This window comes from Neomesorhizobium albiziae (genome assembly GCF_900114255.1).
GTDB lineage: Bacteria > Pseudomonadota > Alphaproteobacteria > Rhizobiales > Rhizobiaceae > Neomesorhizobium > Neomesorhizobium albiziae.
In genome coordinates this window covers 19,132-45,259 of sequence record NZ_FOSL01000007.1, presented here as the reverse complement: position 1 = coordinate 45,259, position 26,128 = coordinate 19,132, and the positions used below count along the sequence as shown (strand labels likewise).

Genomic DNA, 26,128 nt, shown 5'->3' with positions numbered 1-26,128 from the left:
GAGCCATGGCGGTTTCCGGTGGGCGAACAGCTTGGCTGCGCTCACCTTCCGCCATCTCCCTCCAAGTCGATTGCATCTTCCGTTGCATCGGGCCTGAAGACAGGCGAATGTGCCTCCTCAATCGCATCGGGAGAATTTGCCTATGCCTCGCACTTTTGTCATCGCGCAGGGCGGCGGCCCAACCGCCGTCATCAACCAGACGCTGGCCGGCGCGGTGGCCGAAATCGAGCGACGTTACCCCGATGCAAGGATTCTGGGCTCCCGCCACGGCGTGCGCGGCATCCGCGACGGCGACTATGTCGACTTTTCCGATGTTCCGCCCGAGCGCATGCGGGCCATCGGCAGGACGCCGGGTGCTGCCCTCGGCAGCACCCGCGACAAGCCGGACGCTGCTTATTGCGAACTGGTGCTCAAAGGCTTGCAGAAAGTCGGCGCCGACGCCTTCATCTATATCGGCGGCAACGACACGGCGGGCACGCAGCAGATCCTGTCCGATGCGGCTGGCGGCGCCATCGCCTTTGTCCACGCTCCGAAAACAATCGACAATGACCTCGTCGAAAACGACCATACGCCGGGCTTCATCTCGGCAGGCGAATTCGTCGCCGGCGCGTTTCGCAGCGTCGACCTGGATTTCCGCGCCCTGCCTGGCGTTTACGTCGGCATAGTCATGGGCCGCCACGCAGGCTTCCTCACCGCCGCGGCCGCCGCATGGCGCGACGACGAGGATGACGGGCCCCACCTCATCTACGTGCCGGAGCGCCCCTTTTCAGTACCGCGTTTCATCGACGACGTGCGCTCGACGCTCGACAAATACAAACGCTGCATCGTTGCGGTTTCCGAGGGCGTGACAACCGAGGACGGACGCGCGCTGGTCGAGAGCTTGGTGCCGGCCGACAAGCTCGAACGCGACGCGCATGGCAACATCAAGCTGTCTGGCAGCGACCTCAACATGGCCTTCGAGCGCGCTCTGGCAGAAGGCCTACCGGGTAAACGCGCGCGCGTCGATGCGCTTGGCTACATGCCGCGCGGCTACATCGGCGCTATCAACGAGACCGATTCCCGCGAAGCCTACGAAGCCGGCGTTTTCGCCGTTGATACCGCCGACCATGGCGGCGGTTCGGTGGCGCTGCAGGTTGAGAACGGAAAGACCGTGATGAGACGGGTAGCGCTGTCGGCGGTCGCCGGCAAGACCCGCCACATGCCCGACGATTTCCTGCTGCCCGATGCGAACCAGCTTTCGGCAGCGGGCATGGCCTATCTCAATCGGCTCATCCCCGAAAAATATCAGATCGGCCGCCCGTTCGTGTAGACCTCGACACAATCGCCCGCACCCCTGTCTCTTCGCCAAAAATCAATAAAAAGCCGCCCGGCAAGGGCGGCTTTTTGATTCCGGATTACGGGGTCTACTCCGCGGCCATCGGCAATTCGCGGCCGGCAGCACGTTCCAGCGCATGAACGTTGGAAGCATGCACTGTATCCTCCGGGTCGTCCTTCTCGTTCGGTCTGGCCAACCAGCGGAACAGCCGCGCCGTGCCAATCGCCGCGTCGTCCATGATCGTGTAGAAGGACGGCACGAAGATCAGGGACAGGAAGGTCGAGACCAGCAGCCCTCCAACCACCGCCACCGCCATCGGCGCGCGGAACTCGCCGCCGTCGCCGAGAGCCAGCGAAGCCGGGATCATGCCCGCCGACATGGCAATGGTGGTCATCACGATCGGCCGGGCCCGCTTGCGGCCGGCATCGATGATCGCTTCGGCACGCGGAATGCCGTGCTTCACCTCTTCCACCGCGAAATCAACCAGCATGATGGCGTTCTTGGTGACGATGCCCATCAGCATCAGGATGCCGATGACGACCGGCATCGAAACCGCCGAGTTGGTCAGCATCAGGCCGGCGACGACGCCGCCGATAGCCAGCGGCAGAGAGCCAAGGATGGTGAAGGAGTGGAACACCGAACCGAACAACAGGATCAGCACCACCAGCACCAGCATCAGCCCGGTGCCCATCGCGGTGGCGAACCCGGCAAACACCTCACCCATGATTTCCGCGTCGCCGGTCTCCTGGATGCGTGTGCCTGCCGGCATGTTCTTCACCTGCGGCAACGCCCAGACAATGTTCAGGCCCTCGCCGAGCTCGGCGCCCTGCGCCATGTCGGCGGAGATCACTACCCGGCGTTCGCGGTTGAAACGCTGGATCGATGACGGTCCCTGGCCGAACCGGATGTCGGCTACAGACGACAGCGGCACAGTGACGCCCGACGGCGTCAGCACCGGCAGCGAACTGACCACTGAAAGATCGTCGCGGGCCTCCTGATTGAGCTGCACGCGGATCGGAATCTGGCGGTCGCCTACTGTGAACTTCGCAAGATTCTCGTCGATGTCACCGATCGTGGCGATACGCAGGGTCTCCGAAAGCGTCGCCGTCGAGATGCCGAGTTCGGCCAGCCTGTCGAGGTTCGGCACCACGATGATTTCTGGCCGGTCGAGTGCGGCATTGGAGGATATGGCGCGGAACTTTCCAGTCTCAGCCATTGCGCTCTGGATCTTGCGCGACTGGTCGTCGAGCAGGGCGCCGTCGGTGCCCATGACGCCGAATGCCAGCTGGCGCTCACCACGGTCATTGACGAAATAGGCGCGCAGATCGGGGACCGTCTCCATCTTCTTCAGCAGGATCTCTTCGATCTCCGCCTGCGTCAGGTCGCGCTCGGACTTGTGCTTGAGGTCGGCGACGACGGTAGCACGACGCGGTTCGAGCGTTCCGGTCGGGTTGGAGCCACCGATCACGTAAACGTTCTCGACCTCGGGCACCTCGCGCATCAGCTTGGTCACCTCATCGGTGGTGGCGCGTGTATCCTCCAGCCGGCTGCCGGGCGGCAATTCCAGCGAAAACACGATGCGGCTGGCGTCTTCCTTCGGGATGAAACCCGACGGGAGGAAGCCCATTGCGTAGATCGAACCGGCAAAGAAAGCGATGCCCGCGCCAAGTGTCAGCCAGCGGAACCGCAAGGTCGTTTTCAACAGCCTGACATAACCGCGCATGACCATGCCGGGCTTCGGCTCTTCATGCACATGGCTGCGCAGGAAATAGGCCGCCAGCATCGGCGTGATGAGGCGTGCCACCAGCAGTGAGAAGAACACCGCGACGGCGACAGTCAGGCCGAATTGCTTGAAATATTGGCCGGCGATGCCGCCCATGAAAGACACCGGTGCGAACACCGCCATGATGGTCGCAGAGATGGCGATCACCGCGAGGCCGATTTCGTCGGCCGCCTCCAGCGAGGCCCGGTAAGGCGACTTGCCCATCTTGATGTGGCGCACGATGTTCTCGATTTCCACGATGGCATCGTCGACCAGAATGCCGACCACCAGCGTGATGCCGAGCAGACTGACCAGGTTCAGCGAGAAACCCATCATGTCGATTGCCCAGAAGGCAGGAAGGATCGACAACGGCAGCGCGATCGCCGAAACCAGCGTCGCCCGGATGTCACGCAGGAACAGGAACACCACGACCACCGACAGGATGGCGCCTTCGAGCAACGTCTCCATGGCCGAGTCGTAGTTGCCTTCGGTGTAACTGACCGAATCGTCGACCTTGGTGATCGCAACGTCGGGATGCGCCTTCTGCAGGTCGGCCACCGCGGCTTCCACGCGCTTGTTCACCTCGACGTCGCTCTCGCCCTTGCCGCGGAAAATACCGAACGACACCACGGTCTGGCCGTTGACCCGGGCGAACGACTTCGGTTCCTCCCAGGAATCCGTCACCTTGGCGATGTCCGACAGAAGAACCTTGCGGTCGCCGGCAAGCGGGATTTCGAGCTTTTCAAGGTCGGCGAGCGTCTTGGCGCCGCCCAGTGTGCGGATCGACTGGTCGCGTTCGCTGAAATCGGCGCTGCCGCCGGTGAGGTCGACATTCGCAGCACGCATCGCTCGGTTGATGTCGCCGGCTGTGACGCCGAGCGCGTTCAGCCTATCGGGATCCACGTCGATATGGATTTCGCGGGTCACGCCGCCGTAACGGTCGACGCGGGCGACACCTTTAAGGCCCTGCAGCTTGCGGATCACCGTATCGTCGACGAACCAGGACAGTTCTTCCGGTGTCATCGCCGGCGCCGAGACGGCATAGGTCAGGATCGCCTGTCCCTCGACGTCGATGCGGTTGATCACCGGATCGTCGGCAGTCGCCGGCAGGTCGGACTGGATGCGTTCCACCGCGTCCTTGACGTCGGTCACCGCTGTCTGCGTGTCGACTTCGAGGCGGAATTCGACAGTTGTCTGCGAATTGCCCTCGGTTATCGTCGACATCACGTTCTTAACGCCGCTGATGTTGGAGACGGCATCCTCGATGCGCTTGGTCACCTGCGTTTCGAGTTCGCTCGGCGCCACGCCGGGATCGGTCACGACGACGGAGACCAGCGGCACGTCGATGTTGGGGAACCGCGTGATCGGCAGGGCCTTGAAACTCATCAGGCCAAGCACGATCAGAACCACGAAAAGCAGAATGGGCGCGATCGGGTTGCGGATCGACCAGGCAGAAAAATTCCAGTTCATGGCTTGATCGCTCCCGTCTGCTCGCCCCTCACCGGCGTCACCAGGTCGCCATCAGCGATGAAAGTGCCGGCGCGGGCCACCACCTCCTGGCCTTCGGACAGGCCGGCATTGACCTCGACATGGCTGTCGGCGCGTGCGCCCAGCGTCACCGGCACCGTCTTCACCTTGCCGTTTTCCACCAATTGCAGGAACGCGTCCTGCCCGTGGAACGTCACCGCGGAAGCCGGCACCGAAACGCATTGGCGCCGCACCGCCTCGATCTCGCCTCGCGCGAAATTGCCGGCGCGCACGCCGTTGCCATCGATGATTGAAACGTAGATCGTGCCCAGCCGCGACCGCTGGTCGACTTCGGGCGAGATGCGCCGGATCTTGCCGGCCAGCGGCTGCTTGCCACCGGCGGGCGTCACTTCCACAGGCATGCCGATCTGCAGGCGCGGCAGCGAGGTCTCGGCAATGGTCGCCGCCAGTTCGAACTCGCCGTTGATGGCGATGCGGAAAAGCGGGCCGCCGGACGCCGAGACGATGCCGCCGAGCGTCGCATTTCGGGCAAGCACCAACCCGTCGGCAGGCGCCTTCACTTCGGTCTTGGCGATCTGCAGCAGGATGTTCTGCTTCTGCGCATCGATGACGGCGAGTTGCGCTTCGGAAGCCGCCACCGCCTTTTCGGCCGATGTCTGCTTGGCGCGTGCGCTATCGAAACCGTTGACTGCGTTGTCGTACTGCATCTTGGCGGCAACGCCCTTTTCCTGCAGCGCCCTGGCGCGGTCGAGACCTTCTTGCGCCTGGCGGACGGCAATTTCCGCATCGCCAATCTGGGCGCGCATCTGAGCGATATTGGCTTCGGCCTGGCTGCGGCTGGCATTCATCTGAGCCAGTTGCGTGTCGAGCGAGGAGCGGTCGAGCACGGCAAGCACCTGGCCCCTCTTCACCATGTCACCCTGGTCGGCGTTGAGCTGCAGAACAGCAAGGCCGTTGAGGTCGGTGCCGGCGGCGGCTTCCTCACGCGCGATGATGGTGCCGGTGACGGAAAGCCGCTCGACCAACTCACGCTTGGTGGCAGCGACGACACGGATCGCGGGCGGCGTCTGGGGGGTTGCCGTTTTTTCAACAGCCTCGCCAGCGGCGAAAACGTTTGCCGAGAGCCCGGCATAGGCGGCACTCGCCAGTAGCAAGGCCGCAACGGAAGAGATGATGGTCTTGCGAACGGTCATTGTTACACTCGGATTGAGGGTGATCAGTTTTTTGCGGGGTCGCATTTCCTGGTCGGACGAAGCAGCGCTGCTGTCGTTGCCCGGAACATTTTTTCGATACGGTCGTAGGACACGCCTTTGCCGGGCAGGCCATTGATCGCCAAGCCCTGTCCAATAGCCATCATCATCGGCAGCAGCGCGTCGAGCTCCACTACCGGATCGATTTCTCCTCGATCCAGCGCGGCTTGCACATAGTTTCGAAATTGGTGCTGCACTTCGTCCATGCAGTAGTCGCCGATCTCGCGAATGGTCTCGTTGCGCAGCGATTCCGTGGCGATCTCGGCAAAGATCGGCGCATTGCCGTTTTCATGCGTATAGCGGATGTGGTCCATCGCGCAGTTTACGATGCCGTCGACAACGCAAGGGTTCTTGTCCATGGCCGCGAATTTTTCGGCGTCCTGCTTGCGGTCGGCTTCCACGATCGCCCGGATGATCGCTTCCTTGGACGGAAAGTAGCGGTAGAGCGCGCCGGGACTCATACCGGCCTCGGCGCAGATCTGATGCATCGACGCCCCCTGGAAACCTGACCGGATGAAACACGCCTTCGCCGCATCGAGAATGCGCTGGATCTGCTGGTCACGGCGCTCGGCACGCGACGGAGCTTGGCTGTCATTGTCGACAGGCAGTTCGAACTGGCCGGGCAGAGCAAGGTCTTCCATTGGATTTCCATAAAAAGAGCGAACGTTCGTTCTCTTTTTATGCGAACGATCATTCTCTGTCAAGATGCTGCATCGCAACATCAAGCCTGCCTGAAATATCGCCCGCTTGTGATTGCGTTTCCGGATGTTCCCGCCGCCTTGTCCTTCTGGCGGCCATCGGGCCTCTCGCGAGCCCGTTCAAAGGCACATGGGGTGCCTCACGGGCTTTCGCCTGCTCTTCACGAAAAGTTGTTCAAGAACCCGCCTTCGCAGGCCGCCGAAGCGTCCCGAGAGCGAGTGAAGCACGGCAAGCCTCCGCGCGTTCAAGCAGTAGATCGCGTTCGCGCTCGCTGCGGGCCATCGAGGCCGCACTCTCGAAAGCAGCGCCCGCTTCCTCGAAACGGCCAAGCTTGAACAACAGATCGCCGCGCACGCTGGGCAGGAGGTGATACCCCTGCAGCGAAGGCTCGTCCTGCAAACGGTCGACGAGATCGAGGCCGGCCGCCGGACCATATGCCATCGACACCGCCATGGCACGGTTCAGTTCGACGACCGGCGACGGCACCTGCAACGCCAAAGCGTGATAGAGTGCCGCGATGCGACCCCAGTCCGTATCGCTGGCGGCACGCGCACGCGCATGGCAGGCGGCGATCGCGGCCTGCAGCGTGTAGGGTCCGCGCACCGGGTTCAGCGCTTCGGCCCTGCCGAGGGCGGCAAGTCCACGGCGGATGAGCAGCTGGTCCCAGCGCCCCCGATTCTGGTCGAGCAGCAACACCGGTTCACCGGCTGGACCAATACGTGCCTTGAAACGCGACGCCTGGATTTCCATCAGCGCGATCAGGCCGTGTACTTCCGGTTCCTTCGGCGTTAGGCCGACCAGAATGCGGCCGAGCCGCAGTGCCTCTTCGCAAAGCTGCGGCCTGATCCAGTCCTCACCGGCAGTCGCCGAATAACCCTCGTTGAAGATGAGGTAGAGCACTTCCAGTACCGAGGACAAGCGGTTCGCGCGTTCAGCCCCACGCGGCACCTCGAATGGGGTGTTTGCATCGGCGATTGTTCGTTTCGCCCGAACGATGCGCTGTGCAATCGTTGTCTCGGAAACAAGGCATGCGCGGGCGATCTCGTCGGTGGTGAGCCCGCCGAGCAGCCTTAAGGTCAGAGCCACACGCGCTTCGGCGGAAAGCATGGGATGGCAGGCGATGAAGATCAGGCCGAGCAGATCGTCGCCGATGTCGTCATCCAGCGCCGCGTCGATGTCGGGGCCGCCGAAATCCTGCTCGACTTCGGCCTCGTAACCCAACTCATCGTGTTTTCGGTCGATCATCTTCGCCCGCCGGAAATGATCGATCGCCCGACGCTTGCCCGTCGCCATCAGCCAGGCGCCGGGACGCGCCGGAATTCCCGTCTCCGGCCATTGTTTCAGCGCCGCGATCATTGCGTCCTGGGCGAATTCCTCGGCAAGGCCGACATCGCGCACGACCCTCGCCAAGCCGGCGATGATCTTCGCCCGTTCGATTCTCCAGACAGCCTCGATAGCGCGGTGTGTATCATTGATGGTCATGCTGCGATCATGACCATCGCGCCAGCGGCTGCAAGACCGCAACAGGCCGGTCGCTCGCTTCAATCAGAATATTTGAACGATCTGCAGCGGTTCTGTGGCCGGAGGTACGAGACTTCCGGACAGGCCCGGAAGTCTCCGATCCGGTGGCGTTACTTGCCCGCCAACCTTTCCGTTTCGGAGCGCAGGCGCTTTTCCTGCTCGCGGATTTCCGGAGTGGCTGCGTCACCGAAATCTTCGATGTCGAAGAGCTGACGAATTTCGATCTCGGATTCGCCGAGCATAGGATTCGGGCAACGCTTGACCCATTCGATGGCCTCGTCCAGCGAACGGACCTGCCAGATCCAGTAGCCAGCGATCAGTTCCTTCGTCTCCGCGAACGGCCCGTCAATCACGGTCCGCTTGTCTCCCGAGAAGTGAACGCGCGCGCCCTTCGAGCTTGGGTGCAGGCCATCGCCGGCCAGCATAATACCTGCCTTCACCAGCTCTTCGTTGTACTTCATCATCGCCGTCAACAGTTCCTCGCTGGGCATGATGCCGGCTTCGCTGTCCTCCGTGGCCTTCACAATCACCATAAAACGCATGCTCGATCTCCTTCGGGGTTTTGTTTCGGAGCCGGTTTCACCCTTGCTCTACTGTCACGTCGAACGGCGTTCGATAAAATCGACACGCCATCCCGATTTTTTTGATTTTCTTTTAGGACCGGCGGAAAGCCGGCATCAAGGCCGGGCGACAGGAAGCCGGCAATCGCCTTCCCAACCAGTTGTCTCGAGCAAAGCCGCGCCTCGACCGCTACTCCGCAAGGCGCCCAGTCGAGTTGAGGGAAATAACTTCGTCGGCGGGGTGCATTCGTCGACGAACCTGTTTACAATGCGGTTCTCTTCGGTCCGCCAGCCCGGCGCACCCTTACCGTCTGCCCCGTTCTCGCCTTGCGACACGGCGCACGCAAAGTCAGGAAAAAAATTGCAGGTTCTCGTACGCGACAACAATGTCGAACAAGCCATGAGGGTATTGAAGAAGAAGATGCAGCGCGAAGGCGTCTTCCGTGAAATGAAGGCGCGGCGCTCCTATGAGAAGCCTTCGGAAAAGCGCGTGCGCGAAAAGGCCGAAGCTGTGCGCCGCACCCGCAAGGCCGCCCGTAAGCAGGCCCAGCGTGAAGGTCTGTTGCCCGCACCTAAGAAAAAAGCGCTTCCCGTCCGGCCGAGCGCCGCCAAGTTCTAAACGCGGCTGGCTGAATTCGCCGCACTGATCTCATCCAGATGTGTCGCGGGGACGAAGACCCCGGCGCGCAAACCATTGCATATGTCACCACGTCCGCCGGTTTCCCGGCGGACGGTCTCATTCCACGGGACAAAACAATGATCATCTTCAAGAAGAAGCCGGCCGATGCCGAAGCGGCTCCGGTCGAGTCGACGGCCAGGCAATCGGCGCCTGCCGAAACGAATGCTACGCTCGCTCAGCCCAAGAAAACTGCCGGCGCTGGCAAGCCTCGCCGCAAAACCTTGAAGACCGACGACAACCGCCTCCTGTAGTCGAGGACAATCGATCGTTCGAAGTCTAACGCCTCCGAACGACGTGCTCATGCAGTTGTGGGCACCGTTGAGCGCGGCCGAGTTCCGGCTGGAAAGCCGCGACCGCGACATGTTCCTCGCCCGCCCGGCAAGCGCCGAGCTCCATGACGCTTGGCGCGCTGCCCCCTGGCAGCTCCCCTGGCTGTTCAGCGTACGCTGCCGGGCCGATGCACTCATTCTCAACAGCGACCGCAGCGCCGATATCGTGCTGGCGCGCACGATGGGGTAGCCCCTCTCTCCTGGACTGAGCCATAGGCGCAGCATCGCGGGTGCAACCGCGCCTGCACTCAGGCAATTCTCTAATTTTCCTTCCAGCGCCCGATCACAGCGGGCTCGTCTCTTCAGCGCGCAATTCCAAGCGCGGCTGAAGGCATCGGCAATGGCGCTTGACGAAACGTGAGGCGGGTGAGATAGTGATCCATAACTAAGACATAGATTACATAGTAATGTAACAATGGGAAGGAAGCCAAATATGAAACATATGACGAAAATCGCCGTTTCGCTGGCTGCAATATTGCTGCCGGCGACAGGCGCTGCTTGGGGGCAGTCCAAAGGCGGGGTAATCGACGTCGCTACCATCGGCGAACCGCCGACGCTCGACCCAATGGCATCGACGGCCGATCTGGTCGGCATCGTCACCCAGCACATTTACGAAACACTCTATACCTTCGATAAGGACTGGGGCGTCACGCCATTGCTGGCAGCCGAAATGCCACAGATTTCGGCCGACGGCATGACCTACACAATCCCGCTGCGCACCGGCATCAAGTTCCACGACGGTTCGGACATGAACTCCGCCGACGTCGTCGCTTCGCTGCAGCGCTGGATGAAGGTAGCCACACGCGGCAAGCAGGCTGCGGAAACAATAACCGCCGTAGAAGCGACCGACGACAACACTGTCAAGATCACGCTCAACAAGCCATTCGCACCGCTGCTTTCGCTGCTGTCACTGAACAATGCCGCGGCGATCATCATCCCGTCCGAGAACGCCAATGAAGACCCCATGACGAAATTCGTCGGCACGGGTCCCTATCTGCTGAAGGAGCGCAAGCCCGACCAGTTCATTCAGCTCGCGCGCTTCGACGGCTACAAGTCGCGCGACGGTGAATCGAACGGTTATGGCGGCGCCCGCAAGCAATATCTCGACGAGATCCGCTTTGTGCCGGTGCCCGATCCGAACACGCGCGTCGAAGGTGCGGTCTCCGGCCAGTTCGCTTATGTCGACTCGCTGCCGGTGGAATCCTTCGAGAAAATTTCCGGCGGCAAGACCGCGCCTGTACTGCTAAAGCCGTTCGGCTGGCCGGTATTCGTGCTCAACACCAAGGAAGGGCTAAATTCCGATATCAAGATCCGCAAGGCAATCCAGGCGGCGCTTGCGCCAAACGACATGCTGCTTGCGGCCTTCGGTTCGGAAGATTTTTTTGCGGTCGACGGCGCCATGTATCCAGAAGGCTACAAGTGGCACACCGAAGCCGGCACCGAACCGTACAAGCCGGACGGCGACACCGAAGCCGCCGCTGCCCTGCTCAAGGAAGCGGGTTATGACGGCTCCAAGCCGCTGCGCATCCTCACCAGCCGTCAATACGAGTTCCACTACAAGATGGCGCAGGTGGCAGCCGAATATTTGAAGGCTGCCGGCTTCCAGGTGCAGATGGATGTCGTCGAATGGGCGACGCTGACCAAGAACCGCACCGACGCGGGGTTGTGGGACATCTACATCACCCACAGCCCGTTCCTGCCCGAACCGTCGCTGACCGGCATCATGTCGGACACCTCGCCGGGCTGGTGGGTTTCCGACAAGAAGCATGAGGTTCTGGGCGCCTTCAACGCGGAATCCGATCCGGCAAAGCGAGTCGCCTTGTGGGCGGCTGTCCAGCAGGCCGTCTACGACGAGGTTCCCGCGTTCAAGGTGGGCAACTTCAACGCACTCGCCGCCCAGGCGCCTAACCTGAAGGGCGTGACGCCGGCTCCGTGGCCCTACTTCTGGAACGCCTACATCGAGAGCAATTGACGGACATCCAGAACCGTCAAGCGCTGGCTGTGATGTCGACCCCTCTCCGGCCGTTTTTACAGCCACCTCTCTCCCGCTCGACGGGGGAGAGGAAGCGCGCCGCGCTTGCCGCCGCAAATGTAATTGAAGCCGGGACGTGAAAAGACAATGTTGCGTTCGATCATCAACAGGCTGTTCGGCATGCTCGTCGTCATGGCGATTGTCGTCACGATCGTGTTTGTCATCGTGCGCGTTACACCTGGCGATCCCGCCGCGGTCATGCTTGGCCCGGAAGCCTCCGCGGCAGACATCGCCGCGTTGCGCACCAAGCTCGGTCTCGACGGCTCCATCCTCGAACAGTTCGGGCGCTACGTCTTCGGCGTGGTACAGGGCGATTTCGGCCAGTCGATCTTCCTCAACCAGCCGGTAACCCAAGCACTTGCCCAGCGCGCGGAACCGACCTTCTTCCTGACCATCTTCTCGCTGCTGATCGCCACCATCATCGCACTTCCGGTGGGCATCCTCTCGGCATATTGGCGCGGCTCGATCTTCGACCAGGTGGCGACCACCGTCGCCATGTTCGCGGCGAGCGTTCCGAGCTTCTGGCTCGGCCTTCTGCTGATGCAGTTTTTCGCCGTGAAGCTCGGCTGGTTCGATACGTCCGGCTACGGTGGACCGGGCGCTTCGCTCGGCAACCGCCTCAACCACCTTGTGCTGCCGGCACTGGCGCTCGGCCTCGTAAGCTCCGCGCTGATCACCCGCTTCACCCGCGCCTCGATGCTGGATGTCCTAAACGACGACTATGTCCGCACCGCCCGTTCGAAAGGCATGAGCGAGTGGCGCGTGGTGCTGAAGCATGCCTTCAAGAACGCCTTGATCCCGATCCTCACCGTACTCGGGCTGACCGCGGCACTGCTGATTTCCGGTGCAGTGGTGACCGAAACGGTGTTCGGCCTGCCGGGCGTCGGCAATCTGGTCGTGTCCGCCGTGCTGCGCCGCGATTACCCCATCATCCAGGGCGCGTTGCTGGTCATCGCCGGCCTCTACGTTCTGGTCAATTTCGGCATCGACATGCTCTATCTGCTGGTCGATCCAAGGGTGCGCTACTGATGGCCGCGATCTCCACCCCCATGCAAGCAGAGCCTGGCCTGCTGTCGCGCCTCGTCACCCGGCGCACCTCGCTGATCGGCCTCGTCATCCTCGCCATCGTCGCGCTCGCGGCCATCCTGGCGCCGTTGATCGCACCTTATTCGCCGACGAAACTGTCCATCGCCAACCGCCTGCATGCGCCAAGTATGCAGTTCCTGTTCGGTACCGACGATCTCGGCCGCGACGTCTTTACCCGCATGCTGTATGCGGCGCAGGTATCGCTGTCGGTAGGTTTCGCGGTTGTCGTCCTGGCCTCGATCATCGGCATCGTTCTTGGCCTGACATCCGGCTTTTTCCGCAAGGCGGATGCGCCGGTCTCGCGCCTTATCGACGCCATGATGGCATTCCCGGACATCCTTCTCGCGATCGCGCTGGTCGCCGCCCTCGGCGCATCGGCAACCAACGTCGTCATCGCGCTCGGCATCGTCTACGCACCGCGCCTGGCGCGCGTCGTGCGTGCTTCGACCCTGGTTATCCGCGAACTGCCCTACGTGGAGGCCGCACGCGCGCTCGGCGTGCCGACGCCGGTCATCCTCGTGCGCCACGTGCTGCGCAACGTCACCTCGCCGCTTCTCGTGCAGGGCACCTTCATCTTCGCCAACGCCATCCTGGCTGAGGCCGGCCTCTCCTTCCTTGGCGTCGGCATTTCGCCCGATATTCCAACCTGGGGCACCATGATCAGCGTTGGCCGCCAATATATGGATCAGGCGCCGTGGATCATGATGTATCCCGGCGGTGCCATCGTCATCACCGTTCTGTCGCTGCAATTGGTCGGCGACGGGTTGCGCGACCTCCTCGACCCGCGCCTGGCAAAGGACATCTGAACGACATGATCGGCAATCGTTTCCCCAAGGCCGCACGGCCACTGCTCATCAAGGGCGCGAGGCCCATCGGCTTCGACAAGGCGTTCGACCAGCCCATCGACATCCTGATCGGTACGGACGGGCGCATCGCCGAGGTCGGCGGAGCGATCGTCGCCGGCGACGAAGCGCGCACGCTCGACGCAAAGGGCGCCTGGATGTCGCCAGGGTGGACAGACATTCACGTGCATGTCTGGTATGGCGGCACCGACATTTCGCTGAAACCCACGCAGTGCGGTGCCGCACACGGCGTCACCACCATGGTCGATGCCGGCTCGGCCGGCGAAGCCAATTTCCACGGCCTGCGCGAGTTCATCATCGAGCCGGCCAGGGAAAACATCTATGCCTTCCTCAATCTCGGCTCGATCGGGCTGGTTGCCTGCAACAGGGTGTCGGAGCTGATCGACATGCGCTCGATCGACATTGACCGCACCATCGCCACGGTGGAAGCCAACCGCGACGTCATCGTCGGGCTGAAAGTGCGCGCAAGCCATGTCATCACCGGCGGCTGGGACCTGACGCCGGTCAAACTCGGCAAGAAGCTCAGCCGTATTCTCAAGCTGCCGATCATGGTGCATGTCGGCGAACCACCGCCGCTCTATGATGACGTGCTCGGCCTGCTGACGGAAGGCGACATCGTCACCCATTGCTTCAACGGCAAGGCCGGCGGCTCGATCCTCGAGGACGAAGACCTCTACCGGCTGGCCGAACAGGCGGCCGCGCGCGGCATCGTGCTCGATGTCGGCCACGGCGGCGCCTCGTTCTCGTTCGATGTCGCCAAGGCGGCGCTTGAGCGCGGTCTGCCGCCCAAGACCATCTCGACCGACCTGCACAACCGCTCGCTCGACGGTGCGGTGTGGGACATGGCCACGACGATGTCGAAGCTCCTGTCGCTCGGCATGAAGATGGAAGACGTGGTGACCGCCTCGACGACTGCGCCGCGCCGCGCCATCGGACTGGCTGCAGATGGGCTCCTGGAAACGGGCAAGCCAGCTGAATTCACCCTGTTCGATGTCGTCGATGCCGACGTGACCGTGAAAGACTCTCAAGGTGCGACAAGCACCTTGCACCGCATGTTCGAACCACGCCACGCCATCCTCGGCGCCGAACCCATCGTCGCACACCGTTATGTTCCGCCGGCGCGGGGTGGCGACGAGCCGCATGCCTGCCCTCATTGCGGATGGAAGTCATGACCGGAGAGATCGCGCCCGACACCATCCTGTCCGTACAGGATCTGAAAACCTGGTTCGTGACCAAGCGCGTCACCGCCAAGGCGGTCGACGGCGTGACTTTCGACCTGAAGCGGGGCCAGACGCTGGCCGTGGTCGGCGAATCCGGTTCCGGCAAATCGGTAACTAGCCTGTCGATCATGGGGCTGCTGTCGAAGCCGGGCGCGATAGCGGGTGGAAAGATCCTGTTCCGTGACCGCAAGGAACAGGTGCATGACCTCGCTGCCTTCGCGCCGAAGGATTTCCGCAAGATCCGCGGCCGCGAGATCGCCATGATCTTCCAGGAGCCGATGACCAGCCTCAACCCGCTCTACACGGTTGGCGACCAGATCGGCGAGATGATCGCGCTGCATGAGCCCGTCAACCGGCAGGAAGCGCGCAGCCGGGCGCTCGCCATGCTGAAGCATGTCGAGATACCGGATGCGGCCTCGCGGCTCGACGATTATCCGCACCAGATGTCGGGCGGCATGCGCCAGCGCGTGATGATCGCCATGGCGCTGGCGTGCAGCCCTTCGCTCTTGATCGCCGACGAGCCGACAACGGCGCTGGACGTCACCATCCAGGCGCAGATACTCGACCTTCTGCGCCGCTTGCAGGCAGAGTTCGGCATGTCGATCCTGTTCATCACCCACAATCTCGGCGTGGTGGCCGAGATCGCCCATGACGTCGTCGTCATGTATGGCGGCCGCGTCGTCGAACAGGCGCCGGTGAACGATATCTTCGCCCACCAGCGGCACCCCTACACCAGGGGCCTGCTTGCCTGCACGCCGAACGCAGCGCGCGACATCGATGCGACCGGCGCGCGCCATGCGCTTTATTCGATCCCCGGCAGTGTGCCGCCCATAACGGCACTTCCGCCGGGCTGCGCCTTCGAGCCGCGTTGCGAATTTGCACTGGAGGCCTGCCGCGCCGCACCACCGGCGCTGGTTGCAGCCGGCCGCGCCGGCTTCTCACGTTGCATCAGGAGCGCCGAGCTATGAGCGCTGAGGTTTTGACGCCCGCTATCCGCGACCAGGAACCGCTGCTCAGCGTGCAAGGGCTGACCAAGCACTTCCCGGCCCGCAACGGCCGTATCGTCCATGCCGTGGAGGACGTCAGCTTCGATGTCCGGCGCGGTTCGACTGTCGGCCTGGTGGGCGAATCCGGTTCCGGCAAGACGACCGCTGGCCGCTCCGTGCTGCGGCTAGTGGAACCCACCGGCGGCAAGGCAATCTTCGACGGGGTCGATCTGTTCGCGCTGTCACCGCGCGAAATGCGCAGCTATCGCCAGCGCTTGCAGATCGTCTTCCAGGACCCGTTCTCCAGCCTGAACCCGCGCATGCGCATTGCCGCGATCCTCGGTGAGGCGCTGGACGCACGCGGATTTCCGCGCGGCAAGGCGCGCAAGGATCGCATCGCCGAACTGCTGACCCTGGTCGGCCTGTCCCCGGACCATGCCACCCGTTATCCGCATGAATTCTCCGGTGGCCAGCGCCAGCGCATCGGCATTGCCCGTGCGCTCGCGGTGGAACCGGAGTTTGTCGTTGCCGACGAGCCGGTCTCAGCGCTCGACGTATCGGTGCAGGCGCAGGTGCTCAACCTGCTTGGTGAATTGCAGAAGAAGCTAGGCCTGACCTTGCTGTTCATCGCACACGACCTTTCGGTGGTCGAATATCTCTGCGACGAGGTGGTGGTGATGTATCTCGGCCGCGTCATGGAACGCGGTCCGAGCAAGCAGGTCTATGCCGCGCCGCGCCACCCCTATACAAAGGCGCTGCTTGCCACCGCGCCAGTGCCCGATCCGACGCGCCGGCGCACGCATGTCCCGTTGCAAGGCGACATTCCGAGCCCGATCAACCCGCCGTCGGGTTGCGTCTTCCGCACCCGCTGCCCCGAGGCAGTGGCCGCCTGCGCCGAAATCATCCCGCCGGTCGAGCATGTCGGTGGCGGACACCACGTGGCTTGTATCCGCCACAACGAACCGATTGCCTGACTGGAGTACGCATGATGACTTTTTCCGAGGCTTTGATGCGTCCGGAAAACACGCCCTACGACCGGCTGAAGGCGCTTGGCATAATGCTTCCCGAAGCGCCACCGCCGATCGCCAACTTTGTCACCCATGTGCAGGAGGGCAAGCTTCTGTTTCTCTCCGGCCAGGGTCCGACCGAGAATGACGGGAGCCTGCACACAGGCAAGGTCGGCGCCGACGTCGATGTCGAGACAGCCTATGGCCATGCGCGGCTGACCGGTATCAATCTGATCGCCGTCATGCACGCCGCTCTCGGCGATCTCGGCCGCGTGCGACGTGTCGTAAAGCTGCTCGGCATGGTCAATGCGGCGTCCGATTTCAGCGATCATCCGTCAGTCATCAACGGCTGTTCCGATCTTTTCATCGACATTTTCGGCGAAAGAGGCGTTCACGCGAGATCGGCGGTCGGGCATGGCTCCTTGCCCGGGCAGATCACCGTTGAAATCGAAGCCATCGTGGCGATTGACTGAGGGCTCTTGAGATGAACATTCGGGAAAGCAACACCATGCCGAAAGACGATATCCGCAGCCGTTTGGGATTGCGGCCGGTGATCAACGTTTCCGGCACCATGACCTCGCTCGGCGCCTCGATCGTTGTGCCGCAAGCGGTCGAGGCCGTTTCGGCGATCCTCACCGAATTCGTCGAGCTCGGTGACCTGCATCGCCGCGCCAGTACCGTGATCGCGGAGTTGACCGGCGCCGAGGCCGGCTTCATCACCGCTTCTTGCTCGGCCGCTATAAGCCTGGCGGTCGCAGCCGCCATGACCGGGCGGGATCTCGCGGCAATCGAGCGGCTGCCGGACACCACCGGCCTCAAGAATGAAGTGCTGATCCAGTCCGGTCACATGGTGAGCTATGGCGCGCCGGTCGAACAGGCGATCCGGCTTGCTGGCGCAAAAGTCGTGCCGGTCGGCCAGGCAACGGGTGCGGCGGCATACCAGCTGCGCGGCGCCATTAACGAGCGTACGGCGGCCGCCCTCTATGTCGTCTCCCATCACGTGGTGGACTATGCGCAGATCCCACTGAAAGTGTTTGCCACCGTTGCTCATGAGCGCGGTATCCCTGTCATCGTCGATGCGGCATCCGAATATGATCTGGCGGGCTTTCTCGCCGACGGTGCCGACCTGGTGCTCTACTCCGGCCACAAATTCCTCGGCGGTCCGACCTCGGGCATCGTCGCCGGACCGAAGGAGATGGTGCGCAACGTCTATCTTCAGAACCGCGGTATCGGCCGCGGCATGAAGGTCGGCAAGGAAGGCATTGTTGGTGCACTTGCCGCACTTCAGGCCTGGAAGACGCGTGACCATGATGGCATCCGTGCCCGCGAACGAAAGGCGCTAGATTGCTGGGTCGAGGCACTGGACGGCAGGGCGGGCATTACCGCCCGGATCGTGCCCGACCCGACAAACAATCCGCTCGACCGGCTGATAATTTCGGTCAACCCTAACGAAGCGCGCATCACGGCCTGGGATCTGGCCGACCGGATGGCTGCCGGCGACCGACCGGTGATCGTGCGCGATCATGAAGTCGAACACGGCTATTTCTATCTCGACCCATGCAATTTACATCCCGACGAAGAGTTTGTCGTGGCGGCGCGCCTTGCCGAGGAGCTGGACCGCGCGCGCGGCTCCAATGAGATCATCGCAACGCCGTTCGAGGAAAGGCTTTTGGCGCGCGAGGCGGCCATCCTCAAATGGCCGGATTAACCTGTTCGCCGGGGCACGGACATCTTACAATGCTTTCGACACGAATCCTGGGTTCCCATGCCGACAACCGTTGCAAAGCTTGACGATAGCCCCGCCACTGGCCCCGAGCCGCGACGTTCGCGCACCAGCGGCATCGACCGCGCACTGCAGATACTCGACTATCTGCAGAAGGCCGAGCGGCCGGCGACTGCTTACGAAATCGCGCGCGATATCGGAGCGCCGCTGTCGACCATCTACGTGATCGTAGACGATCTCGTCGAAAAAGAGCTGCTCGATCGCCAGGATGGCGGCCTGCTGTGGCTCGGACCGCGCCTCTATCACTACGGCTTGACCTATGCCCGTACGCTCGACCTGCTCAATGTCGCCGTGCAGGAAATGCATGAACTTGGCGAGAGTTCGGGCGAGACGATCCAGATCTGCGGCCGCGACGGCGACCAGATGGTTGTGTTGGCCATGGAAGAGGGCAAGGACCATTTCCAGGTCACTTCCCGCGTCGGAACGCGCAGCCCGCTCAACTGGACGGCATCCGGTCGCATGCTGATTGGCCATCTGCCGGAAGCCGAGCGCCGCGAGATATTTGCGCGCTCGGCGACCGTGTCGCCGACCGGGCGCGCCGAAACCGACAAGGATGTGCTGGCGGCGACGGCGGCGGCGGCCCTCGAGCAGGGCCTGTCGATCCAGGCCGGCGAGTCCGATTTCTCGGTGGCATGCATTGCCGCGCCGATCTGCGACAGCCAAGGCGCCTGCCGCGCGACGATCTCGATCGTCGTACCCGACATCAAGCTAAAGCAGAAAGATCCCGACCTGATCGCGTTGGTGAAGACCAGCGCCAAGCGCATCGAAGCGCGCCTCGGCTGGCGGGGCCGTAGCTAGACGGTCGCGTCCGGCGCTTGAAATACCTCACCTGTTTGCTTCGAACGTCCTCCTCCTGCCGCCCCTTTCCGAGGTTCGCATTGTCCGATGTAAAATCGTGACTATGTTGGACTTCTCGAAAAAGACCCACTGATTCAGCGATGGAAGGCGCATGGCTCTGTCAGAGATCGAACTTACGCAATGGATCGTGAAGCAGGGCATGCAAGGCACCAGTCTTGCGGCGCTGCTGGGGGAGGTTTCCCAAAAACTTGCCGACAGGGGCATGCGTCTCTGTCGCAGCTATGTGGCCCTGCCGACGGTCAATCCGCTCTTTCGTGTCGTAAACTGCACCTGGCGGCCGGGAAACGGCGCGGTGCTGGAGACGATCGGCCACGAGCAGAGCCCGGTGGATTTCGACGCAAGCCCATTCGGCCTGATGTTGCGCGAGGGCCAGGAGCATCGCCGCTGGCAGCTGGAAAAGCCTGACGGCGACGGAGGGTTGGATATCCTCGCATCTCTCAAGCGGGACGGCGCTACTGATTACGTTGCCTGCCTCTTCTCGTTCCAGAATGCCGACGCGCCAAGCCTTCAAGGCCTCGTGGCGTCGTTCGCCACGGATCGCCCCGGCGGCTTCATCGACGAAGAAATCGGACTGCTCGAACGCATTAGTCCACTGATTGCCGTTGCCGCCTATCGCATCGCTTTGCTCGATCTCGCCGCCGACATGCTCGACACCTACATCGGCCTCTCCGCCGGCCGGCGTGTGCTGAGCGGCGAAATCCGCCGCGGTGTCGGCCAGACGATCTACGCCGCCCTGATGTTCGCCGACCTTCGCGGCTTCACCAGCCTTGCCGATACGATGCCCGCCGAGCGCCTGATCAGCCGGCTCGACGAGCATTTCGATGCAATGGCCGAGCCGGTGGTGGCGCGCGGCGGCGAGGTGCTGAAGTTCATGGGCGATGGGCTGCTTGCCGTTTTCCAGATCGAAGCTGGAGGGTCGCCCGCCGACGCCTGCGCCTCTGCAGTCGCCGCCGCGACCGAGGCCCTGTCGCGCAACGCGCAGGTGAATGACAGCCATGCAGGGGAGCCGAGGCTCGATCTCGATATCGGACTTCACCTTGGCGAGGTCTTCTACGGCAACATCGGCTCCGGCAGTCGGCTCGACTTCACGGTCATCGGCCCGGCCGTCAACGAGGCCAGCCGGATGGAAGCATTATGCGGCACGCTCGGTACATCTCTTATCTTCTCGAAGGATTTCGCCGAGGCGAGCGGACACAGGGTGCACAGCCTTGGCCATCATGCCTTGCGCGGCCTTTCCGACGAGCGCGAATTGTTCACGCTCGCCTGATCTTCAGAATTATGGTGGCTTCCCATCGTTTCGGAGCAAGCCGGCTAGCGCCTATCTCAAGGGCTCGCCTGCCAGCAGGAACTGCAGCGAGGCCCCGACAAGTTCGGCAATGGGAAGCGATGCGTCGAGCGCCAGCGCGCCTTCGCCGTCGGCTGGCCGTTCAAGGTCGGCAAACTGGCTTTCCACCAGGCTGGCCGGCATGAAATGATCTTTGCGGCCAGCGACCCGCAACCGAGCTGTCGTCGGGTCGATCCGCAGATAAATGAACGCGAGTGGCATAACCTGATGACGCCGCAGCCGGTCGCGATAGGCGCGCTTGAGCGCCGAGCATGCAGCCACGACGGCCTCGCCGCCCGCAGCGGCATGCGCGATTTCCTTGCCAATCGTATCCAGCCATCCTTCGCGGTCGGCGTCCGTCAGTGGCAGGCCGCTTGCCATGCGGGCGACGTTTTCGGGCGGATGCAGGATGTCGCCCTCGACAAAACGCGCATCCAGCGCCTTCGCCAATGCCCGGCCGACCACCGACTTGCCACTTCCGGCGACACCCATGACGACGACCGCCGGCGTTGGCTTCTTGCCTATCTGCATTTTCGAGAACTTTCCATTCACGGCAATGTCACCGGCTTGCGGGAGCGCGGCCATAGAGAAGCAGCATCGCGATGATGACCGCGCCGTAGATGATCTGGCGGCCGGCTTCCGGCAGCTGCATCACCGACAGGATGGATTGCAACAGGGTGATCAGTATGACGCCCGCCACGGTGCCAAGATAGGAGCCGCGGCCACCGAGGATCGAAGTTCCGCCCAACACCACAGCGGCGATCGCCGGCAGCAGATAGGCGTCACCCATCGCCTGCGCCGCTTTGGATGCATAGCCGGCGAGCAGGACCCCACCAAAAGCCGCCAGCGCCCCGGAAACCGCGAAGGCGATCATCGTCACCCGACGCGTCGACATGCCGGACAGATAGGCGGCGCGTTCGCTGTTGCCGATGCCATACACGGCCCTGCCGAAGCCCGTCCGCGTCAGCACGAAAACCATCGCGCCGCCGACCAGCGCCCAGACAAGAACCGCATTGGGCACGCCAGGGATGAGCGCTCCGGTCGCCAGCCAGCGCATGGCATCGGTGGCGGTGTCGCGCGGCGCGAAGCCGCCGGTGTAGACGATCATCAGGCCTTGCGCGACGGCGTTGGTTGCCAGCGTCACGATCATCGAGGGGATGCGCAGATAGGCGACGCCGACGCCGTTGATCAATCCCAGCGCGAGGCCGCAAAGCACGCCGAACGGGACCGCCAGCGCGGTCCCCAGCGGTCCATAGGCAGCGGCCGCGCACGCCATCATCGCCCCCATCCCGATTACCCAGGGCACCGAGAGGTCGATCTGACCGAGCAGGATTACAAGCATCATGCCAGTGGCGATGATGCCCAAAAACGACGCCACCTTGAGCTGCAACAGAAGATAGTCGAGCGACAGGAAGCTGCTCGAATAGAGGCTTCCGATCAGCAGCAGCAAGACGATGCAGGCGAAGGCCGTCGCCACCGCTGGATCGGCGCGCCGCAAGAACCTCGGCATCCTTCCGGTGATGCGCTCCATGGCCGTATCGCTCACCGGAACCACTCCAATCGGTTGCGCACCTGCAGGAGGCCGATGGCGCCGAAGCTGACGGCGAGGAGAAGGATGACACCCTGGAAGAGCGGCTGCCACAGCGCGTCAAGATCGAAGACGAACATGAGGTCGCCGATGGTGCGGAAGGCGAAGGCGCCAAAGATTGCGCCGACAGCGCTACCCTTGCCGCCGTAGAGCGACACGCCGCCCAGCACCACGGCGGCGATCGAGAACAAGGTGTAGGTGCTGGCACTCGATGTCGATGCCTGGCCGGAATAGGTGAAGAAGGTGAGAAACAGGCCGCCAATGCCAGCCAGCAGCCCGGCCAGCACATAGGCGGCGAACTTGCCGCGGCGGATCGGCACGCCCGACATATAGGCTGCCGCCTCCGAAGAACCAGCCGCGTACGCCGCGCGCCCTATCACCGAACGCCGAAACGGCACCCAGATCACTGCGACGATGGCAGCCAGCATGAGGAGGCTTGCCGGCATGAAGCCAAATATTCGGCCCGTCATTGCATCGGCCAACGTCTCGTTCACCGTACCGCCGGGCAGCGGCCGCAGCATCAGTGCGACGCCGAAGAAGACCGCGCCGGAACCGATCGTCGCCACGATCGGCTGCAGGCGACCGTAGATGACGATGGCCCCGTTGATGGCGCCGCAGAGAAGGCCGACCAGCAGCACGAGGGCGACGCCGGCCGCGGTCTCGAACGGATTGCCGGTGATAACATAGGAGGCAACGCAGTTGGTGAGGACAAAGATCGTGCCTACCGACAGGTCGATACCGGCTGTGATAACGACAAGCGCCTGCGCCATGGCGACGAGGGCAAGCAACGTGCCCTTGTTTGCGGCGGTGTTGACGACATTGGCGGTCAGCCCGGCCTGATGATTGGAGATGTAGATGATGAACATCGCGATGAAGATCGCGACGGCAATCAGCGTGCCGCGCTGCTCCGCCAGCCAGTAGCGCCAATCCCTCACACCCGCACCTCCGTTGCTTTTCCACCTGGAATGTTCAGCGCACTCGCCACCAGCGCATGCTCAGTCATCTCTTCCCCGGCAAGTTCGCGCCGGATGGCGCCATCATAGAAGACCAGGACGCGGTCGCAGCAGCCGATCAGCTCGTCATAGTCCGTCGAATAGAACAGGATCGAGGCGCCTCGATCAGCGAGGCGGCGCAGCAGCCGGTAAAGCTCCTGTTTGGTGCCGACATCGATGCCGCGTGTCGGATCGTTGAGCAGAATGATGCGCGGATTGCGCATCAGCCATTTGGCGATCACGACCTTCTGCTGGTTGCCGCCTGAAAGCGCGCCAGCCGGGATATCGAGACCGGCGGTCTTGATCTCCAACAGCTGCAGCATTTCATCGTTGGCGATCTGCTCGGCGGCCCTGTCGATGATACCCCACCGGGATAGACGGTCGAGCGACGAGAACGACAGGTTTTCGCGGACCGACATCGGCAGCAGGAGCCCTTCGGTCTTGCGATCTTCAGGGATAAGCGCCATGCCGACCGCGTGCGAACGTGCCGTCACCGGGCTGCTAATCGACACCGCCTTCCCGTCGATCAGGACCTTGCCCGTGCAGCCGCGCAGCACACCGAACAGCGCAAGAAGCAGTTCGCGCTGACCTTGACCGTCCAGCCCGCCGAGGCCGACCACCTCGCCCGCTCCGACCGAAAGGGAGATGTCGCGCAGCCGGTTCGTCCAGCTGAGCTGCCGGCACTCAAGCACCGGCGGGAGGGCGGCTTCCCCGCGTAAGGGCTTGGCCGGAAAGACGTGGCTGTATTCGCGGCCGATCATCATTTCCACCACGTCGTTGTCGGTTCTGGTGCCCGCCGCATAGGTCGCGACATTGCGGCCGTTGCGGAAGACCGTGCAGACATCCGCGAGCTCGGCGATCTCGTTCATGCGATGGGAGATGAACAGCAGCGCCATCCCATCCGCGCGCAGCCGCTTCAGCACGGAGAAGACCTTGGTCACGTCGGCGGCCGTTAGGGCAGAGGTAGCTTCGTCGAGGATCAGAATGCGCGGATTTCGCGCCAGAGCCTTGGCTATCTCGACCATCTGTCGGCGCGACAGAGGCAGGTCGGCAACCAGAGCCGCAGGATGAATGTCCTCGGCCCCGGCGCGGCGGAGTGCCTCCTCCGCGACGCGCCTTTGCGCCTTGCGGTCTATCATGCCGAAACGCTTTGGCGGATCGGAGATGACGATGTTGTCAGCGACGCTCAGATCCGGAATAAGCGACAGTTCCTGGAAGATGCAGGCGATGCCCGCCTTGTTGGCCGCAGCCGGCGAAGCGAAGCTCACGGGTTGGCCGTGCATCATCAATTGCCCTGCATCCGGTGCAACCACACCGGACATGATCTTGATGAGCGTCGACTTGCCGGCGCCGTTCTCGCCGAGGATGGCCTGGATCTGCCCGGGCTCGACGGCCAGGTCCGCCGCCTCCAGCGCACGCACTCCGCCATAGCGCTTCGACACACCCGTCATCTGGAACAGCGGAATCGCCTCTTCCATCCGCCCCTCCGAGGCAGTGTCGATGACGGCGTCGCGAACTGATCCGCGACGCCGCGCCGGTCCAAGCCGGTCGTTACTGGTTTTCCTTGGTCTGCCCGAGAATCTCGATCGCCGAGATGTCGATGCCGCAGGTTGGAAACGAGTTGCCGACAAAGAAATTATCTGACTGGTCGGCGAAGAAATCCGTCCCATCCTTGAAGTTGGGATCTTCCACGATGGCCAGCGGCAACTTCACGGCTTGCGGCACGACATTGCCTTCGAGCGCTGCAATGGCAGTCTTGATTGCGACCGCAACCTGTGCCGGGCCAGATCCCGCCGACGAACATTTCAGCCCCTCGCTGCTGTACTTCGCGCAGAATTTTCGGAACCCATTCTCGGTTTCACCGCCAAACGGCACGAATTTGTGCTTGGTGTCGATCATTGCCTGAACGATGCCGGTGTCACCGCCCTGACCGGTGATGCCGTCGAACGGCCCGCTGGCGACGATGGCGTCGGCGGTCACCTTCTGCGCAACCGCGTCGTCCCATTTGCCAACCACCTCGACGACGTCCCATTTCTTGCCGGAAGCGGCGAAGGTCTCGTGGATGCCTTCGTGGCGGATGCCGTCAACAGGATGGCCGGCGACGCCGCGAATCTCAAGAATTTTGCCGCCTTCCGGCAGGTGCTTGATCAGCCAGTTGGCCCACAATATCCCCAGGCCCTTCTGGTCGACGTTGACGTTGATCAGGTCCTCAGATTCGTCGACGGTGCCATCAAAGGCAACGACAACGACACCCGCCGCCTTCGCTCGCTTCAGCGCCGGAATGAGCGCTGCCGCGTTCTGCGCGTTGACGACAATCGCGTCGTAGCCGGAATCGATGAAATTATCGACTGCTGAGATCTGCGCCGGCACGTCCTCACCCGTCGAAACGACCTTGAATTCCTTGAGCTTTGCCGCAACCTCCGGCTGCGCGGCGTAGGCTTTCGCTGACTGGATCATCTGGATACGCCAGGTGTTGGCGATGTAGCCGTTGGCCAGCGCGATCCGGTACGGGCCTTCCTTCTTCGGATATTTGTAGAACTTGGTGTCGGCCGCCCACGGCGCAAAACATTCGGGCTCGGCAGCGGGACCGCTGACAATCTCAGGGTCGGCCATGGCAGTAGAGCTCAACAGCAGGAATGCAGAGACGGCAACAAAGCCGCCGATACGCGACATGATCATTGATCTTCCTCCCGGTTGCAGTTTTGAGTGCTCTTTTCTGTTCCTCGCAGTTCGAATTTCGTTGGTATTGCTGGGCTTGACGAACGTGCCGCTTCGTCTGGAAACGC

24 protein-coding genes are annotated in these 26,128 nt (G+C 62.7%); 14 read left to right on the top strand and 10 right to left on the bottom strand.

Features of this window, described 5'->3' with window-relative positions:
* Window positions 1–142: 142 nt before the first annotated feature.
* Window positions 143–1,309, top strand: coding sequence for a diphosphate--fructose-6-phosphate 1-phosphotransferase (locus F3H98_RS13400; protein ID WP_149760655.1), 1,167 nt, complete (start codon window positions 143–145; stop codon window positions 1,307–1,309).
* 94 nt (window positions 1,310–1,403) lie between these two features.
* On the opposite strand, the gene F3H98_RS13395 is transcribed toward F3H98_RS13400, so the two are convergent.
* From F3H98_RS13395 to F3H98_RS13375, 5 genes are all read right to left on the bottom strand, one after another.
* On the bottom strand, window positions 1,404–4,547 hold the full coding sequence (locus F3H98_RS13395) for an efflux RND transporter permease subunit (protein WP_149760654.1): 3,144 nt from the start codon (window positions 4,545–4,547) through the stop codon (window positions 1,404–1,406).
* Window positions 4,544–5,758: an efflux RND transporter periplasmic adaptor subunit gene (locus tag F3H98_RS13390; protein ID WP_149760653.1), complete on the bottom strand. Its 1,215-nt coding sequence runs from the start codon at window positions 5,756–5,758 to the stop codon at window positions 4,544–4,546. Before F3H98_RS13390 ends, F3H98_RS13395 begins: the two co-directional genes overlap by 4 nt.
* A gap of 23 nt (window positions 5,759–5,781) precedes the next feature.
* The gene (locus F3H98_RS13385; protein ID WP_149760652.1) at window positions 5,782–6,456 is read right to left on the bottom strand and encodes a TetR/AcrR family transcriptional regulator; all 675 of its coding nucleotides are present in this window, start codon (window positions 6,454–6,456) and stop codon (window positions 5,782–5,784) included.
* A 232-nt stretch (window positions 6,457–6,688) separates the two neighbouring features.
* Window positions 6,689–7,996 (bottom strand): RNA polymerase sigma factor, encoded by a 1,308-nt coding sequence (locus F3H98_RS13380; RefSeq protein ID WP_149760651.1) that lies wholly within the window; start codon window positions 7,994–7,996, stop codon window positions 6,689–6,691.
* A gap of 149 nt (window positions 7,997–8,145) precedes the next feature.
* Complete coding sequence (locus tag F3H98_RS13375; protein ID WP_149760650.1) at window positions 8,146–8,577, bottom strand: YciI family protein; 432 nt, start codon at window positions 8,575–8,577, stop codon at window positions 8,146–8,148.
* A gap of 379 nt (window positions 8,578–8,956) precedes the next feature.
* Between F3H98_RS13375 and rpsU the strand changes: the two genes are divergently transcribed.
* The 13 genes from rpsU to F3H98_RS13315 all read left to right on the top strand — a co-directional run bounded on the left by rpsU (window position 8,957) and on the right by F3H98_RS13315 (window position 20,705).
* Entirely contained in the window at window positions 8,957–9,214 is a 258-nt protein-coding gene (gene rpsU / locus F3H98_RS13370) for a 30S ribosomal protein S21 (protein ID WP_149760817.1), read from the top strand.
* A 137-nt stretch (window positions 9,215–9,351) separates the two neighbouring features.
* On the top strand, window positions 9,352–9,525 hold the full coding sequence (locus F3H98_RS31075; RefSeq protein WP_188130420.1) for a hypothetical protein: 174 nt from the start codon (window positions 9,352–9,354) through the stop codon (window positions 9,523–9,525).
* A 49-nt stretch (window positions 9,526–9,574) separates the two neighbouring features.
* Window positions 9,575–9,793: a hypothetical protein gene (locus F3H98_RS13365; protein WP_149760649.1), complete on the top strand. Its 219-nt coding sequence runs from the start codon at window positions 9,575–9,577 to the stop codon at window positions 9,791–9,793.
* A gap of 243 nt (window positions 9,794–10,036) precedes the next feature.
* Window positions 10,037–11,575, top strand: coding sequence for an ABC transporter substrate-binding protein (locus F3H98_RS13360; RefSeq protein WP_149760648.1), 1,539 nt, complete (start codon window positions 10,037–10,039; stop codon window positions 11,573–11,575).
* 147 nt (window positions 11,576–11,722) lie between these two features.
* Window positions 11,723–12,664: an ABC transporter permease gene (locus tag F3H98_RS13355; RefSeq protein WP_149760647.1), complete on the top strand. Its 942-nt coding sequence runs from the start codon at window positions 11,723–11,725 to the stop codon at window positions 12,662–12,664.
* Window positions 12,664–13,527 carry an ABC transporter permease gene (locus F3H98_RS13350; protein ID WP_149760646.1) on the top strand — a complete coding sequence of 288 codons (864 nt, stop codon included), beginning with the start codon at window positions 12,664–12,666 and terminating at the stop codon, window positions 13,525–13,527. The genes F3H98_RS13355 and F3H98_RS13350 overlap by 1 nt, the downstream gene beginning before the upstream one ends.
* 5 nt (window positions 13,528–13,532) lie before the next feature.
* A complete protein-coding gene (locus F3H98_RS13345) occupies window positions 13,533–14,756 on the top strand; it encodes an amidohydrolase/deacetylase family metallohydrolase (protein WP_149760645.1) in 1,224 nt (407 codons plus the stop codon).
* Window positions 14,757–14,764: 8 nt separating this feature from the next.
* The gene (locus tag F3H98_RS13340) at window positions 14,765–15,772 is read left to right on the top strand and encodes an ABC transporter ATP-binding protein (protein ID WP_210249682.1); all 1,008 of its coding nucleotides are present in this window, start codon (window positions 14,765–14,767) and stop codon (window positions 15,770–15,772) included.
* Complete coding sequence (locus F3H98_RS13335; protein WP_149760643.1) at window positions 15,769–16,764, top strand: ABC transporter ATP-binding protein; 996 nt, start codon at window positions 15,769–15,771, stop codon at window positions 16,762–16,764. The genes F3H98_RS13340 and F3H98_RS13335 overlap by 4 nt, the downstream gene beginning before the upstream one ends.
* 14 nt (window positions 16,765–16,778) lie before the next feature.
* Window positions 16,779–17,270, top strand: a complete 492-nt coding sequence (locus F3H98_RS13330) for a RidA family protein (protein ID WP_188130427.1) — start codon at window positions 16,779–16,781, stop codon at window positions 17,268–17,270.
* 35 nt (window positions 17,271–17,305) lie between these two features.
* Window positions 17,306–18,505: an aminotransferase class V-fold PLP-dependent enzyme gene (locus F3H98_RS13325; RefSeq protein ID WP_149760642.1), complete on the top strand. Its 1,200-nt coding sequence runs from the start codon at window positions 17,306–17,308 to the stop codon at window positions 18,503–18,505.
* Window positions 18,506–18,562: 57 nt separating this feature from the next.
* Entirely contained in the window at window positions 18,563–19,378 is an 816-nt protein-coding gene (locus F3H98_RS13320; protein ID WP_149760641.1) for an IclR family transcriptional regulator, read from the top strand.
* 151 nt (window positions 19,379–19,529) lie between these two features.
* Window positions 19,530–20,705 (top strand): adenylate/guanylate cyclase domain-containing protein, encoded by a 1,176-nt coding sequence (locus F3H98_RS13315; protein ID WP_149760640.1) that lies wholly within the window; start codon window positions 19,530–19,532, stop codon window positions 20,703–20,705.
* Window positions 20,706–20,756: 51 nt separating this feature from the next.
* Here F3H98_RS13315 and F3H98_RS13310 read toward each other — a convergent pair whose 3' ends face one another.
* The 5 genes from F3H98_RS13310 to F3H98_RS13290 all read right to left on the bottom strand — a co-directional run bounded on the left by F3H98_RS13310 (window position 20,757) and on the right by F3H98_RS13290 (window position 26,021).
* Complete coding sequence (locus F3H98_RS13310; protein ID WP_244621715.1) at window positions 20,757–21,293, bottom strand: gluconokinase; 537 nt, start codon at window positions 21,291–21,293, stop codon at window positions 20,757–20,759.
* 28 nt (window positions 21,294–21,321) lie between these two features.
* Entirely contained in the window at window positions 21,322–22,293 is a 972-nt protein-coding gene (locus F3H98_RS13305) for an ABC transporter permease (RefSeq protein WP_425294845.1), read from the bottom strand.
* An 11-nt stretch (window positions 22,294–22,304) separates the two neighbouring features.
* Window positions 22,305–23,285 carry an ABC transporter permease gene (locus F3H98_RS13300; RefSeq protein WP_149760638.1) on the bottom strand — a complete coding sequence of 327 codons (981 nt, stop codon included), beginning with the start codon at window positions 23,283–23,285 and terminating at the stop codon, window positions 22,305–22,307.
* On the bottom strand, window positions 23,282–24,820 hold the full coding sequence (locus tag F3H98_RS13295; protein ID WP_149760637.1) for a sugar ABC transporter ATP-binding protein: 1,539 nt from the start codon (window positions 24,818–24,820) through the stop codon (window positions 23,282–23,284). Before F3H98_RS13295 ends, F3H98_RS13300 begins: the two co-directional genes overlap by 4 nt.
* Before the next feature lie 73 nt (window positions 24,821–24,893).
* Window positions 24,894–26,021: a sugar ABC transporter substrate-binding protein gene (locus F3H98_RS13290; protein WP_149760636.1), complete on the bottom strand. Its 1,128-nt coding sequence runs from the start codon at window positions 26,019–26,021 to the stop codon at window positions 24,894–24,896.
* Window positions 26,022–26,128 lie beyond the last annotated feature (107 nt).

Bases quoted from the DNA above. Each gene is read 5' to 3' on its own strand.
- F3H98_RS13400 (WP_149760655.1), top strand. From the start codon at position 143: ATGCCTCGCACTTTTGTCATCGCGCAGGGCGGCGGCCCAACCGCCGTC.
- F3H98_RS13395 (WP_149760654.1), bottom strand. From the start codon at position 4,547: ATGAACTGGAATTTTTCTGCCTGGTCGATCCGCAACCCGATCGCGCCC.
- F3H98_RS13390 (WP_149760653.1), bottom strand. From the start codon at position 5,758: ATGACCGTTCGCAAGACCATCATCTCTTCCGTTGCGGCCTTGCTACTG.
- F3H98_RS13385 (WP_149760652.1), bottom strand. From the start codon at position 6,456: ATGGAAGACCTTGCTCTGCCCGGCCAGTTCGAACTGCCTGTCGACAAT.
- F3H98_RS13380 (WP_149760651.1), bottom strand. From the start codon at position 7,996: ATGACCATCAATGATACACACCGCGCTATCGAGGCTGTCTGGAGAATC.
- F3H98_RS13375 (WP_149760650.1), bottom strand. From the start codon at position 8,577: ATGCGTTTTATGGTGATTGTGAAGGCCACGGAGGACAGCGAAGCCGGC.
- F3H98_RS31075 (WP_188130420.1), top strand. From the start codon at position 9,352: ATGATCATCTTCAAGAAGAAGCCGGCCGATGCCGAAGCGGCTCCGGTC.
- F3H98_RS13365 (WP_149760649.1), top strand. From the start codon at position 9,575: ATGCAGTTGTGGGCACCGTTGAGCGCGGCCGAGTTCCGGCTGGAAAGC.
- F3H98_RS13360 (WP_149760648.1), top strand. From the start codon at position 10,037: ATGAAACATATGACGAAAATCGCCGTTTCGCTGGCTGCAATATTGCTG.
- F3H98_RS13355 (WP_149760647.1), top strand. From the start codon at position 11,723: ATGTTGCGTTCGATCATCAACAGGCTGTTCGGCATGCTCGTCGTCATG.
- F3H98_RS13350 (WP_149760646.1), top strand. From the start codon at position 12,664: ATGGCCGCGATCTCCACCCCCATGCAAGCAGAGCCTGGCCTGCTGTCG.
- F3H98_RS13345 (WP_149760645.1), top strand. From the start codon at position 13,533: ATGATCGGCAATCGTTTCCCCAAGGCCGCACGGCCACTGCTCATCAAG.
- F3H98_RS13335 (WP_149760643.1), top strand. From the start codon at position 15,769: ATGAGCGCTGAGGTTTTGACGCCCGCTATCCGCGACCAGGAACCGCTG.
- F3H98_RS13330 (WP_188130427.1), top strand. From the start codon at position 16,779: ATGACTTTTTCCGAGGCTTTGATGCGTCCGGAAAACACGCCCTACGAC.
- F3H98_RS13325 (WP_149760642.1), top strand. From the start codon at position 17,306: ATGCCGAAAGACGATATCCGCAGCCGTTTGGGATTGCGGCCGGTGATC.
- F3H98_RS13320 (WP_149760641.1), top strand. From the start codon at position 18,563: ATGCCGACAACCGTTGCAAAGCTTGACGATAGCCCCGCCACTGGCCCC.
- F3H98_RS13315 (WP_149760640.1), top strand. From the start codon at position 19,530: ATGGCTCTGTCAGAGATCGAACTTACGCAATGGATCGTGAAGCAGGGC.
- F3H98_RS13310 (WP_244621715.1), bottom strand. From the start codon at position 21,293: ATGCAGATAGGCAAGAAGCCAACGCCGGCGGTCGTCGTCATGGGTGTC.
- F3H98_RS13305 (WP_425294845.1), bottom strand. From the start codon at position 22,293: ATGGAGCGCATCACCGGAAGGATGCCGAGGTTCTTGCGGCGCGCCGAT.
- F3H98_RS13295 (WP_149760637.1), bottom strand. From the start codon at position 24,820: ATGGAAGAGGCGATTCCGCTGTTCCAGATGACGGGTGTGTCGAAGCGC.
- F3H98_RS13290 (WP_149760636.1), bottom strand. From the start codon at position 26,021: ATGATCATGTCGCGTATCGGCGGCTTTGTTGCCGTCTCTGCATTCCTG.